The sequence below is a fragment of the Runella sp. genome, from assembly GCF_965279615.1.
In the GTDB taxonomy this organism is placed as follows: Bacteria; Bacteroidota; Bacteroidia; order Cytophagales; family Spirosomataceae; genus Runella.
This window is the reverse complement of sequence record NZ_OZ257252.1, coordinates 521,359-535,361: the sequence shown is the minus strand read 5'-3', so window position 1 is coordinate 535,361 and position 14,003 is coordinate 521,359. Positions and strand designations below refer to the sequence as shown.

General features: G+C 44.3%; 10 protein-coding genes. 3 read left to right on the top strand and 7 right to left on the bottom strand.

Annotated features, from left to right (window positions below):
- Window positions 1–77: 77 nt before the first annotated feature.
- Complete coding sequence (locus tag ACQY73_RS02360) at window positions 78–890, bottom strand: 2,3,4,5-tetrahydropyridine-2,6-dicarboxylate N-succinyltransferase (protein ID WP_428660916.1); 813 nt, start codon at window positions 888–890, stop codon at window positions 78–80.
- Between the two features lie 601 nt (window positions 891–1,491).
- Here ACQY73_RS02360 and gap point away from each other — a divergent pair.
- Window positions 1,492–2,505: a type I glyceraldehyde-3-phosphate dehydrogenase gene (gap, locus tag ACQY73_RS02355; protein ID WP_428660913.1), complete on the top strand. Its 1,014-nt coding sequence runs from the start codon at window positions 1,492–1,494 to the stop codon at window positions 2,503–2,505.
- A gap of 196 nt (window positions 2,506–2,701) precedes the next feature.
- Here gap and trmB read toward each other — a convergent pair whose 3' ends face one another.
- The 6 genes from trmB to ACQY73_RS02325 all read right to left on the bottom strand — a co-directional run bounded on the left by trmB (window position 2,702) and on the right by ACQY73_RS02325 (window position 11,882).
- Window positions 2,702–3,379 (bottom strand): tRNA (guanosine(46)-N7)-methyltransferase TrmB, encoded by a 678-nt coding sequence (gene trmB / locus ACQY73_RS02350; RefSeq protein ID WP_428660910.1) that lies wholly within the window; start codon window positions 3,377–3,379, stop codon window positions 2,702–2,704.
- 43 nt (window positions 3,380–3,422) lie between these two features.
- Window positions 3,423–4,721 (bottom strand): bifunctional folylpolyglutamate synthase/dihydrofolate synthase, encoded by a 1,299-nt coding sequence (locus ACQY73_RS02345; protein ID WP_428660907.1) that lies wholly within the window; start codon window positions 4,719–4,721, stop codon window positions 3,423–3,425.
- Window positions 4,722–4,813: 92 nt separating this feature from the next.
- Window positions 4,814–5,740 carry a hypothetical protein gene (locus tag ACQY73_RS02340; protein WP_428660905.1) on the bottom strand — a complete coding sequence of 309 codons (927 nt, stop codon included), beginning with the start codon at window positions 5,738–5,740 and terminating at the stop codon, window positions 4,814–4,816.
- Between the two features lie 108 nt (window positions 5,741–5,848).
- Window positions 5,849–6,973: a hypothetical protein gene (locus ACQY73_RS02335; protein WP_428660902.1), complete on the bottom strand. Its 1,125-nt coding sequence runs from the start codon at window positions 6,971–6,973 to the stop codon at window positions 5,849–5,851.
- A gap of 165 nt (window positions 6,974–7,138) precedes the next feature.
- Window positions 7,139–8,803 (bottom strand): TonB-dependent receptor, encoded by a 1,665-nt coding sequence (locus tag ACQY73_RS02330; RefSeq protein ID WP_428660899.1) that lies wholly within the window; start codon window positions 8,801–8,803, stop codon window positions 7,139–7,141.
- 61 nt (window positions 8,804–8,864) lie between these two features.
- Window positions 8,865–11,882 (bottom strand): tetratricopeptide repeat protein, encoded by a 3,018-nt coding sequence (locus tag ACQY73_RS02325; protein ID WP_428660896.1) that lies wholly within the window; start codon window positions 11,880–11,882, stop codon window positions 8,865–8,867.
- Between the two features lie 377 nt (window positions 11,883–12,259).
- Here ACQY73_RS02325 and rpsT point away from each other — a divergent pair, with 377 nt between their 5' ends.
- A complete protein-coding gene (gene rpsT, locus ACQY73_RS02320) occupies window positions 12,260–12,523 on the top strand; it encodes a 30S ribosomal protein S20 (RefSeq protein WP_428660893.1) in 264 nt (87 codons plus the stop codon).
- A 117-nt stretch (window positions 12,524–12,640) separates the two neighbouring features.
- The gene (locus tag ACQY73_RS02315) at window positions 12,641–13,903 is read left to right on the top strand and encodes a WD40 repeat domain-containing protein (RefSeq protein ID WP_428660890.1); all 1,263 of its coding nucleotides are present in this window, start codon (window positions 12,641–12,643) and stop codon (window positions 13,901–13,903) included.
- Window positions 13,904–14,003: the final 100 nt, after the last annotated feature.

Below are 14,003 nucleotides of genomic sequence, written 5' to 3'. Positions count from 1 at the left end.
ATTTTATGGGGTAAAGTTAAGCACGTAAAAAGCCACTCTTTTGGAGTGGCTTTTTCGTTTTTAATACTCTTCTATAGTTAAACGGCTACATTATTCTCTCTAAGCGCGTCATTGAGCGATGTTTTGAGGTCGGTGCTGGGCTTTCTTTTCCCAATAATAAGAGCACAGGGCACCTGAAAAGTGCCTGCCGGGAAGACTTTCGGATAACTTCCCGGAATGACTACGCAATCATTCGGTACATATCCTTTGTATTCGATTATTTCTTCTCCTGTAACATCCAAAATTTTTGAGCTCCCTGTAATGGTAACTCCTGCACCGAGTACTGCTCGTTTGCCAATGTGAGCCCCTTCTACTACGATGCATCTTGATCCTATAAAGGCACCATCTTCTATAATGACGGGAGCAGCCTGCGGTGGTTCGAGCACCCCTCCTATTCCAACGCCACCACTTAAATGTACATGCTTTCCTATTTGAGCGCAGCTTCCTACAGTAGCCCAGGTATCAACCATCGTTCCCTCGTCTACATAAGCACCTATATTTACATAAGAGGGCATTAGTATGACTCCTTTTGCTAAGTAGGCACCGTGTCTTGCTACAGCAGGTGGTACTACCCGTACGCCGGAAGCTTTGTACCCTGTTTTTAGTTTCATTTTATCATGATACTCAAAAATCCCTATTTCCTTTAGCTCCATTTGTCGTATAGGGAAATAAAGCAGAATAGCTTTCTTGATCCAGTCGTTTACGATCCAGCTGTCACCTATAGGCTCGGCTACACGGATTCTGCCTTCATTTAATGCGTCTATGACATTCTCAATGGCTTGAATCACCTGTGGATCTTTCGTTAGTTCTCGGTTGTCCCAGGCAGCTTCTATTTGTACTTTTTCGTTCATTTGTAATTAAAGTAAAACTTGACTTGTTTTGATACACTATTTTGATTATTAATGCTTTAGGTCTTACATTTTTCCCTATGTAGCTGACTTTTTAAAATGTACTATTATTAGGGATACGATTCTTTTGTGCTATATAGTACACTATCTTCCTGTTTTTCATTAAGGCCTTGAGGTGTACTCGCTCCTACTCTCTTTGCCTGTATGTATTGTATTTTGTTTTATATGTAATATTACTAATTTATTGTTAAATGAGGTAATGTTAATGGCATTTATTACCCTATATTATCCTGAATGTTTATATATGCTCATTCCTACCGCTAATAATGTTTAGTATTATACGAAACCCTTTGTTTTTAGCAAATTAATGGTCAATTAGCATTTGTTTAGCATAATTACTAATACAATACTACTTTATTTAGTGAATAATTAGTTAAAATACTAAACAATAAAGCCTGTATTAGCCATTTTGCTAATGTAATACTAAAAATGTATCGAACTTAAATAATTATACTAAACAAAATACTAAGGATATAAATAAAAAAAAGATAGGTATCTTTGCCATCGAAATAATGATGTTCCATTAAACCACCAAAAAATACCCATGACAAAAGTTAAAGTAGCTATCAACGGATTCGGACGCATTGGAAGACTTGCCTACCGCCAAATTTACAACATGCCGGACATCGACGTAGTGGCAATTAATGATTTAACCAGTCCATCTGTATTAGCACATCTCTTAAAATACGATACTGCACAGGGAAGATTCAACGAAAATGTTACATCTACGGATAACAGTATCATTGTAAACGGTGAGGAAGTACGTATCTACGCACAAAAGAACCCTGCCGAGATTCCATGGGGTACACATGAAGTAGATGTAGTACTTGAGTGTACAGGCTTTTTTACCGATAAAGATAAAGCAGCCGCTCACCTTGCAGCAGGTGCTAAAAGAGTTGTAATCAGTGCTCCGGCAACAGGCGACTTAAAAACAGTTGTATTTAACGTAAATCACAGCATTCTTGACGGTAGCGAAACCATTATCAGCTGCGCAAGTTGCACAACCAACTGCCTTGCACCTATGGCAAAAGCGTTGAACGATGCTTTTGGTATCGAAATCGGCAGCATGACTACGGTACACGCCTATACAAATGATCAAAACACACTGGATGCGCCGCACCCTAAAGGCGATCTAAGACGCGCCAGAGCTGCTGCTGCAAACATTGTTCCTAATAGCACAGGTGCCGCTAAAGCAATCGGATTAGTATTACCAGAACTAAAAGGTAAATTGGACGGTGGTGCGCAACGTATCCCCGTAATTACCGGTAGCTTAACTGAATTGACCGTAATTTTAAGCAAAAAAGTAACCCTTGAAGAAGTTAACGCTACAATGAAGGCCGCCAGCAACGAAAGTTTCGGATACAACGAAGACGAAATTGTCAGCAGCGATATCATCGGTACTTCATTCGGTAGTCTATTTGATGCCACTCAAACAAAAGTGATCAACGTAGGCGACAAACAATTGGTAAAAACAGTAAGCTGGTACGACAATGAAATGAGCTACGTAAGCCAGTTGGTTCGTACCGTGAAATACTTCGCTCAGTTGATTTCAAAATAAAGTACCCGTAAGGCCTAAGCAAAATTCACTTTCTTCGTTTTGTACTTACCGGCTACACTGACAAAGAAAAAGGCACTGGTGACAGTGCCTTTTTCTTTTGCCCTTACTCCTATTCATGGCGGTTAAATCATTAATTTAAGATACTGATTATCAATTAGTTATATTCAATAATGAATTAATTTTCATTATTGAATATTTATTCATTTAACATAGTCATTAATAAAAATCGCCCTCTTAAATAGTGAACAGGAAAGCCTTTTTCGGTAAAAATCTGTTCAAAACGGGTTTTAATTCCATGATGATCATCCTGCATTTCGGATTGGTAGAGGTCAAAAGTGGCCTCTAAATCCCTTACCCCAAAGTGCGCCAGCTCCTCTAACGTAAAATCAAACAGCTCCCGATTGTCGGTCTTCAAATGCAAAAAGCCATCCTGCTGCATGACAGCGCGGTATTTTTCCAAAAAATGGGGATGCGTTAAGCGCCGCCGAATTCGTTTTTTGAGATTGAAAGGGTCCGGAAACGTGATCCAGATTTCGGCTACTTCTCCTACTTCAAAGAAGTTTTGCAGAAATTCAATATTGGTTCGAAGAAAAGCCACGTTGGTCAATCCAAGTTCAGTGGCTCGCTGACTACCTGACGCCAGGCGATCTCCTTTCAGGTCAATGCCAATAAAATTCTTGTTCGGAAAAACTTGGGCCAATCCGACCGAATATTCTCCTTTTCCGCAGGCTAATTCCAGTACAATGGGATTTGAATTCAAAAAGTAGCTTTCATTCCACTTTCCTTTTATGGTTTCATAAAGGGGCTTTCCCACCTCTAATACATTGGTAGCCAGTGCGTTATTGGCAAATTTAATGCGTTTCTTACGGCTCAAGGTTTTAATAATTTTAATACGACAGTAATTAGGTACGGTATATTCAAATCTCAGACAGTTCAGAAACCACAAAAGTACTGCCTCCCACGTAAATAAAATCGTTAGAGGACGCATTTTGCAGCGCAGCTCCGAGTGCATTGTTTACATCACTATAACCCCTACCTATTAAACCAACTTTACCTGCTATATAGACTAATTCATTGGTAGGTAAGGCTCGTGGAGAATCAAAGCTGCAAAAATAAAACCGGGCGTTTGTCGGAAAAAGAGACAACACTCCTTGAACGTCTTTATCCTTCACAAATCCCAAGACTACGTGCAATTGAGCAAATTCATAACTTTGGATCTGTTGAACGATTTCGCTCAAGCCTCCGTAGTTATGGGCAACGTCAGCAACAATCATGGGTTTCTCCTGCACTACCTGCCAACGGCCTTTGAAAGAAGTAAGCGTTGTACAATTAGCCATTCCTGATTTCACTGCTTCCAATGGCAAATGAAAACCCGGTTGATTTAACAGTTCAACACTTTGCCATACACCGGCGACATTTTTAAGCTGATACTTACCGATCAAATCCAGTTCGACCGTTTCTTCCGCAAACATCGGGTCATGTTCATTTTTGACCGTCAGCAAACGTTTGCCTTTTTCCAATTGTTGCGATTGCACTGAGTAATGTTGATCGGCAAAATAGATCGGTGCCTCCATCTCCTTGGCTTTTTCGATAAAAACGGGGGCGGTTTCGGCTTGTGTTTCGGAGATCACCACCGGAACATGGGACTTGATGATCCCTGCTTTTTCAAACGCAATCTCTTTAAGCGTATTTCCTAAAAGATCCGTATGATCAAAGCTGATATTGGTAATGACGGATAAAACGGGGGTAATAATGTTCGTAGAATCCAGACGCCCTCCCAATCCTACTTCAATGATCGCAATGTCTACGTTTTGTTGTGCAAAATAATCAAAGGCCAAGGCAACACTTATTTCAAAAAAAGAGGGTTCGATCGCCTCGATCAATGCTTTATGTTTTGCCACAAAGTCAACCACTACCCTTTCGTCACACGGTTGGCCGTTGATCTTAAAGCGTTCGGTGTAGGATTTTAAATGCGGCGACGTATGTAGGCCAACGTTATAGCCTGCGGATTGAAATATGGCGGAGAGTAAATGTGATGTACTTCCTTTGCCGTTGGTTCCGGCTACGTGAATGCTTTTAAACCGCATTTGCGGGCTTCCTAAGGCTTCGCACAACGCAATGATGTTAGTCAGGCCGGGCTTTAACGCGGCCGCTCCTATGCGGTGAAAAACGGGTAATTTTTGATATAAATAATCAATGGTGCTTTGGTAATCCATGCGATTTATAAATGAAATAAAGGCAAAAATAAAGCGTCCGGAATTAACTTCCGGACGCTTTGACGTATATTATTATTTTTTTTACAAAAAGCTTATCGGGATTTGATATTGAACGTAATTGTTCCTTTTGAAGTAGACGGCACATTCTCCGATTTAGGGACTAACTTCATCTTGTTCACCGCCCGCTTATAAAGATCTACGATGGATTGACTCACGGTCGACTCTTTGACCCGAACGTTTACAATATCGCCCGTATCATCTACGGTGATTTCAAACACAATGCGGCCGGATTCGTCCGAATCATCATTGACCTGCGGACGGGCACCCATCCCCCAACCTGAAACGTTCAACGCCAAACCGGTAGCCGCCCCGCCCGGCTTTCCGTACAAACTCTTAGCGTCAATTTTTCCGTTTGGATTTCCCTGGTCTCCTACCGTTCCGGGTTTGTCTCCGTTATTGTTCCCTCCTATTCCCGAGGCGGTTCCCGTGGTGCCGTTGCTGCCTTTTCCACTGCCTGATGATTTTTTGAACAACGCATTTTCGTCCACTTTCTTAGGTTCAGGAGCGGGCTTGGTTGGCGTAACGGGTGCCGGAGTGGTTGCTTTCGATTCCGATTTGGTAGGTTTGGTTTCTTCCTTCACTTCCACGGGACTTTCTACTTTACTCGTTACCGGTGGCGTAACGGGTGCCGTTTTGACGGGCTTGGGCGTTTCCACTTTGGGTACCGGAGGAGGCGTCACCTTTGGGGTCGGTGTGGCTTTCACCTTTGGCGTATCGTCTGATTTCTTGACGTCTTCGGCCCGGGGAGAATCGCTGGCTTTGTTATAGGTTTGGACTTTGCCATAGCCTGCCGCGTCGGTTCCGAAGTTGACCTCTACGTATTCAATGGGTTCTACTTTAGGCAAGGTCTGGTATAATTTCACGAAAAATAACGTCACCAACAGCACCGACGTAATGATGGTCGAGCCGGCAAAGGCAACCATTTGGTGTTCGCGATCTTGGGGGGTTGTCACTAACATTGGTAATTCTTTATTGATTTTGTCTAATTAACGCAAAATAAAGGGAATTTGTATATGGACAAAAAAAAAGGGGCGAATTGCCCCTTTTTGATTTCATACAGTTAAATCTCATTGGCGAAGTACATAGGCATTCGCTCCCGATAAGAAACTGACCCGCGCCAGTTGTGATTTTGCTTTTTTAACATTCTCACACCCAATAGCCGCTACGATGACCAATTTACCATCGGTTGGTTCAGGGTTTAAAATATGAGCGTTTTCGTACCCGCTGCGTTGCAACTTACGTTCCAATTTACGGGCATTGTCAACGTTCGAAAATCCACCCGCAATGACAAGGAAACCTGCATTTTCGTCCGATTTATACGACAAAGGTGTTGCTTCAACGGAAGGAGCAATCCCATTTGTCTTGGCTACTTCTTCTTTTTTTATTGCAACGGGGGCTTTCAGCTCTTTAACGGCAACCGGTGGTGCCGGTACGGATTCTTTTACCGCAACAGGCTCATTTTCAACGGGCAAAGCAATTGCCTGTTGGGTAGCTGCCTGCGTCGTTTTAACACTGTTAGATTTTATATCAGAAGGAAACCATGATTTTACAGCCGTTACCAACTCAAAAGGATTGAGGCTTGACTTAAGACTGTCTGAAGGAAGTTGCGTAATTCCTCCTGCCAATGCACACCCGGCAATTAAAAGTCCCCCGATGTACATTCCCACCCGTGAGCGACGACGACGCGGAAGTTCATATGCTAACTCTTCGGCCTGCCGGTCTGACCGGGTCCAGTCCTGTTTGGCAGCAGTTTCCTCGATTTCCAAGGCAGGTTCTACCTGAGCAACGTGAATGGATTTCAGGCCGTAACTTTCAGCGTAAAAATTGACAAAAGGCAGCGGCTCAAATTGAAGTTTTCCTTCTTCATTGTTGGCCAGACTTCCAATGCCTTCCAACAAAAAGCTGCCATTTTCCCGGATCGATTGCTTGATCTCTTCTACGAATTGCCGAACACGTTTCTGTGCTTCGTCGCGCGTGATCTGTTCGTTGATGGTCAGATAATGCGCCAACAATCCGTCATCCAATTTAAGGGCTTCATTGAAGGCCACTCTCTTTTGAGGTGCATGGTAAAGTGCATGTTGCTCGCTGTAAAAAGCGTGGCTGAAATACACTAAAAAACCGCCTAAGTCAGGCAGAACAACACAGTCGTGTTCGAAAAGCAATTTTCGGGTATAGTCCAATACCGATATCATATCTTTGTTCAAACAGTTTATGGGGAATTGGGTACTAAGGTACATATTCAAAAAAAAAAAAGCAATAGCCCGAAGACGATTGCTTTATAAAATAACGAATATGAACGCCTAATTGCTTCTTACAGAACCCTATGGCGCATTCTGTTTGTCAAAACTTTTTTTACCTTAGAATTGCAGGGATAATCCGGCTAAGAAATTAAGCCCCTGCTGCGGATAATACAGGTACCGTTCGTAGCTTTTGCCCAATAAATTGTTGACGGAGGCAAAAACGGAGAAATTACGCGTCAGGAGATAATCCACCTTTAAATTCAAGTCCACAATGGATTTCAGATTGACGGTTTTGCCCGTTAAGAAGTTTCTGTTTTTCATACCGCCGATGTAATAGGCATCAATGGTGGCAAACATTTTCTTACTGAACACAAAGGAGTTATTCCAGGTGACAGTGGTGGTCGGGCGGCCCCAGGGCTGTTCCAGACGCTTAATGCTGTAATCATAAAAATCACCGCGCAGGGTTGAGCGAACAATGTTTTTGTATTGGTATCCGACCTGTGCCGAAACCGTTAACACATTGATATAATCGGCATCGTACACCACCGCAAACTTGGTTGAATCCAGCCAATCGTTGTTAAATCCGTAAAAATTCTTGAATAACGCATAGGACACTTTTCCTTCGAACTGGAAGGCCGGCCCTATGTCTCCCTTTAATCCTCCGTAGATATCACGGCTGCGCTCCGTATTGGCAACAGTGACATTCGGCGCCAACCAACGATTTTCCCCTAACAACGAACGAAGGGTATTGCGGTTCATGTCTCCCCCGTATCCCGCAAAGATGTGCACACTGTTGAACGGAACCGCATCTATTTCCAATTGCGGAAATCCTACCGTGCGGTTGATCTTGAGGCGGTCATCGGTTTCGTTAACGGCTTTAAAAGCGGCCGTGACCGTAAAAGCGTTGTACGCAAATTTAAATGCAGGCCTGATCGTGAACATATTACGTTTAAATGTTGCGGCATCCACCCGTTGCGACACGAATGCGTCGGCGTTCAACAACGCAAATATATTTTCGGTGATCGGAAGTGAACCCGAAAAATTGGTTCCCCAATCCGTTTCACTTGCACTGTAACGGTCGTTCAGGTGATAAAGAGACGTTTTAAGGGCATAATCAATGAATTTGTTATTGTCCGTATTTTCAAATCCTACCTGCAAACCATACGTATTGAGGGTTTGACGAATGTTGGCCTTTTGTACTTCCGAATTGGGTTGGTTACGATTGGCGTAGAAATAATAATTATCCCGGTCGTAAAATAAGGTTCCGCCCAATTTGAACGTTCCGGCCAAATATTGCCCATTGACCTTCAGACGGTTTTCGCTGTTGGCCGAATTTTTTCCGTCCACCGGACCGGTCTGATTGGAAAGATGCTTGAAGTGAACATCGTAGCCCAGGTCTTCGGTTTGACCGCTCACGAATCCTTCGCCGTAAATTTTGCCGTAATTTCCGCCCCCGAGTTTGGCGTAATTGTTCAGATTCCCATCTTCTTCTATTTTTTCATTCCCGTTGACCGGTAATACATTGGGCGTCATTTTGGGCGCTCCCAGGGTTAGCTTGGGTGCCCGGAATTCATAATTCAGCTTTCTGTCGTCGTCCTCATTGGTAAAAGGCTGCAACTTATTGTACAGACGGTTGGCCGGCGGAAGTTCGATCTTTTTCTTTTTTTCAACCTCAAACGTCTGGCTGTCAACTTCTCCCGTTGGTTTTTGTGCAAAAACATTCCGGGAACAAAAGGTAAACAGTACCGGGGTGACTATAAATGTTACGAGTATTTTTTTCATCGTTTGACCGTTTCAATTGGGTTGGTGATCCGTTTCGTGTATGAGCTGTGAGAGGATGTGGTTATTGTAAAGCGGCCAATTTTGCCTTGGCAAGTTCTAAGGCTTCTTTGTCGTCCGTGTTTTCAATGACCGATTGAAGCGTTGCTTTGGCCTGATCCGGGTCTTTCAGCCCAACATACACATCGGCCAATAAAATAAAGGCTCTCACCCGCCACTTTTCATAATCGGCAAACTGCTTGTTCAATTCCATCACCGACGCCTGTGCTTCTTTGTATTTCTCCTGACGGTACAGGGCTTCCGAAGCCCAATACTTGGCTTCTGCCCCGAATTCGTCTTTCGAAACGGTTAAAATTTTCTTCAATTCCGCGTCAGCCGTTTTGTAATCCCCTTTCTCAATGTACACTTTTGCGGTTTGCATCTGGGCTTTTTTGGTCGAACCCGGAATAACGTCTCCCGCATTGAGCACCTCACGGGCGAAATAAAGCGTTGAATCGTATTTTTTCATCACAAAATACGTATCCATCAACCGCATCAATCCCGTCACGCGGTCCGCCTTGCTATCCGACTGCGCGTACATAATGTAGAAATTACGCACTGCATTGGGGTAATTCCCCTGCAGATTTTCGATATCTCCGGCCCGTAAAGCGGCTTTGGGCGTAAATTTCTCATCGGCTTCGCCAATGACGATGTTAAACAACTTGATGGCATTAGGATAATCATTGGAACGGTAAAAGCTTTCCCCGGCCAAATAACGCGCTTCCGTTGCCGCTGCGCTGTTGGGATAATCACGAATAAAGTTTTGCAACGCTTTCAGGGCCTGCGGATATTTTCCATCCCCGTAAAGACCTTTGGCCGTTTCAAATTCAAGCTTTTCGGTTTCAGTACTTTGCGGATTCTTACGTTTATAATCCGACAACACATCTGACATTTCTTCCGTACGACCGGCGTTTTCCAGCGTGGCCTGAAGACCTAACAAAGCTTCTTTGGCCGCCGGAGCATCGGAGAATTCGCTCAGGATACGTTTATAATCGCGTACGGCTTCTTCATAGACCTGAATGTTATTGTACGCCAACGCCCGTTTCAAAAGTGCCGGCGGCACCAGATAGCTGCGCGGTTTGTCTTTGACCAATCGCGTATAAGCCCGAATGGCCGCCTGGTAATTGGCCTTTTCCAGATCAATGTTGGCCGATTGAAACAGCGCATCATCGGCATAGCGCGACGTAGGGAACTGAGCGATCACCTTGTCAAACTGCGCCTTGGCTTCACTGTCTTTTTCCTGATAGGTAAGGATCAATCCTTTCTGGTAAAGGGCGTAGTCGCGATCTAAACGGCCTTCATTGAGCGCTTTATCGTACATGGCCATGGCCTGTGCGTAATTCTTGTCGGTCAGGTATGAATCCGCAATTCTGATCGTAGCATCTTCGATGGTCTGCGGATCTCCGACGGTTTTGCCTTTGGCTACATATTGCTGAAAATTGTTCAGCGCTGATTTATAGTCTTTGGTATTATAATAGGCGTACCCTAAGGAGTACAGGCTGCGAATACCATACGAAGAACCTGAGTTGGAGCGAACCAATTGCTGGTAAATGGGAATGGCTTCGCCGTACCGATTCAACGCCGAAAAAGCTTCACCTTTTTGGAAATAAGCGGCCTGCTCTATTTCACGGTCGGGCGTGTATTTGAGCGACTTATCAAAGTTGACAATGGCCTGCGCGTAGCGTTCGGCGTTAAAGTCGCCAATGCCTAAATTCATCGTTTGGCGTTGGTACGCTGCTTTCGTAGCATCGTCGATTTTCTTCAATTTCTCAATGTAAGCCACCGCCGCCGCGCTGTTGTTGGATTTGGTCAGCGACAAAATGGACAACTTGGTCGCTTCGTCTTCAAAAGTGCTGCCCGGATATTTTTTCAGGAAATCCTGCAATTCCGTAAAAGCCGCCGAATGGTTGTTCAATTCCAACTGCACTTTGGCATGATTGAAAGAAGCTTCTTCCTGAATATTCTTATTAAAGGACAATTTAGCGGCATTGTCTAACGCCGTCAAAGCCGCCTGCGGATTTTTATTCTGTAAGTGACTGATACCGATAACGTACGAAGCAAATTGCCCGGTAGTATCTTTGCGCGTCGAAACACTTTTCAATTGGTCAATGGCACCCGCGTAATTGCCGGTACGGAACAATGAATGTCCATACCGAAATTGGATCGGTGCGGGAGCCGCGGTTTCACGTCCTTTCAGTTGGTTATACAAGGCGTAGTTTTTGGCAGCTTCGGCATAATTTCCTTTTCCGTAATATACTTCGGCCGTATACAGCGCCACATCATTCAATTTGACCCCGCCCCCCTGCTGACGGCGCAGCAACGGCTCGGCATAGGCAATGAGTTCGTCGTAACGCTCTGCCTGATACAGCGAAGCAACGATCCAATTGGGAATATCTGCCTTGTATTGCGGGCTTGTTTCGATCGTTTTGAAACTGCGGTACGCATCCATGTACTTCCCGTTCTGGTATTGGATCACCCCGGCATAATAGGCTGACGGAGCAAAATAGTCACTTGTAGGGTCTTGCTGTACTTCCGCAAAGTATTGAAGTGCCGAATTGTATTGTTTTAAACTGTAATACGACAACCCCAATTTGTAGCGGGTTTCGGCGGCAGCGTAGTAATTGGAATTTTTTTCCAACGCTTTGGTCAGGTACGTAACAGCGTTTGAATAATCGCCCCGATCAAAATAGTATTTTCCCAGATCGCTGTAGATCACGGCTGCTTTGGGGTGCTCGGGGTGATTCCGCACAAAGCGGTCCACGGCCAGTTCAGCCTCGGGCGCATCGGCGTACAGCGCACAGAGCGTGGTGTAGTACTCCGCCGTTACGGCCGTATAATCATTGGTATTCAGCAACGCGGGACGTTTCTCTAAATAATACCGAAATTCTTGCTTTGCGGCCGTATAATTTGATTTTTCGAACAGCTCAACGCCGTTCCGAAAGTGCACATCGGCTTCGGTATAGCCGAGGGTATTTTGTGCATGTATCCGTATAAATAAAAGGAAACAAATGGAGAGTGGAAGAACGCTGCGTCTTAAAAGCATGATGAGGGAATTAGGTTTCTTCAGTTGCGCAATACTAATAAGTAATTCTGATAATTTTGCGAAAGAACGAAAAACCACCCGTAAAACGTATATCTTGGCCGTTTTTATGTTAAATACCGACACTTCCATTCGTCTCTGTTTTTCCTCTCTATTCACTCGCTGTTTTTACGTGGACTTTTGCTTTTGAAATAGTTTAAGTTTAAAAATACGGATAGCAGAAATGCGCTCTATCGCTATCCTGTAAGCGCGGCAATACCCCCGACGATAAGTATAAGAATCTCAAGCCACAAATTTCACCAAAAGCTTGTTTTTTCGGTTAATATACTGTACTTTTGCGTTCCTTTTGTAGAAACAGATACAATATTTTCAATAAACCAATGGCAAATCACAAGTCAGCATTAAAGAGAATTCGGGCCAACGAAACAAAACGCCTCAGAAACCGTTACCAACACAAGACCACTCGTACAATGGTTCGCAAACTGCGCGATACCAAAGACCAAGTTGTAGCATCAGAACTTTACAAAACGGTGTCTTCAATGTTGGATAAATTAGCGAAGAAAAACGTCATTCATAAAAACAAAGCCGGTAACCTCAAATCGAAGTTAGCAAGATACGTAAACGGTCTTGCAGTAGCCGCTTAGTTTATTTTTGTACTATAAAAAACCTTCAAAGCGAGTAGTTTTGAGGGTTTTTTTGTATTTATGCAAAATTAACACTATCCCAAATCGTTTAATAACCTGAAACCACTGAAAAATTCCATGAAAAAATTGAGTGCAACATTGGGAATGGCTTTGTTGAGTTTAACTGCTGTTCTTGCCCAAAAACCCACCATTGAATTCAACGCCCGAGGCATCCTGGCTCTCTCTGACGGAGACATGGCCGCATCGGCAAGTATTGACGGAAAACTTTTAAAACAGACCGGCGTAAAAGATGCATTGACGGTCTATCCGCTTCCGCTTAAATTAGGACAGGAAGTGGGTTCATCGCCCGTTCCCAATTCAGCGTTTGGCTGGACCCGTAATGCTGCCATTACCTCCGACGGCCGTTATGCGTACGTGATCGAATCGCGCGCTCAAACTTCCGACAGCTTAAAAAGCGTCAAAAGTATTGCGGAATTACCCGCCGGAAGTACCATGTATATTGTTGATATCTCCAACATGGGCAAACCATCGGCCCGTAAAGTACCCGTTGGTAAAAACCCTACGGCGGTTGATATGCTGGGAAGTAACCTCTTGATTACCTCCGAAGAAACAGGGAAAGAATTACGCTTATTTGAGATCGGTGCCGGCGGCCTTCCAACCCGTAACGTACCTATCGCCCTGAACCTCCAAAATGCGCGTGCAACCGACGTAGTGTGGCACCCTGAGGGTGAATTCGTGGCCATTACGGTCGAAGAAACCAAAGAAATATGGCTGTTCAAAGCAAAACGTAATGCGCAAAATAAAATCGCTACGTTTGAAGCCTTTGGAACTCCTGCCAAAATTACCGGCAAACCGGGGCCCGGGGCATTTACGCCCGATGGAAGCCTGTTCATTGTATCGGATCTGAAAGACGGTGCCGGCGCAAGCGAACTGACGGTTATTCAATTCAATACTACCGCCACCGATCCAAAAACGGCCGAACATAAAGTAGTAGGGTCAACCGCCGTTGGAACAGGAGCTGAAAGTTTTGCCATCAGCCCCGACGGTTCGGCCATCGTTACGGCCAACAAAAATACCTCGGCTCAACCTTGGGAAGGCAACGTAGGTAAAGCGACCCTTTCACTGTTAACGTTGGCAAAAGACGGTAAAATCGCGAAAGTAGCGGATTATGACCTGGATGGTATTGCTCCTGAAAGCGTTATTTTTGACAAAACAGGCGATAACGTAGCCGTATCACTCTACGAATATTTTGATTATGGCAACCGTGATGGCGGCATTGAGTTTTTCAAAGTCACGAAAGGCGGTACCCCGGCTTTGACCAAACAACTGGCCAAGATCAGCGCGCCTAAAGGCTGTTATACCGTTAAGATCATTCCATAACGGACGGTCGGCAGCATACACATAAAATCGTAAAAAGGGAAGCTGTTTCTTGAAGAAGCTGCTTCCCTTTTTTATTTTTGTTTCTCCTCATTACCCCCTA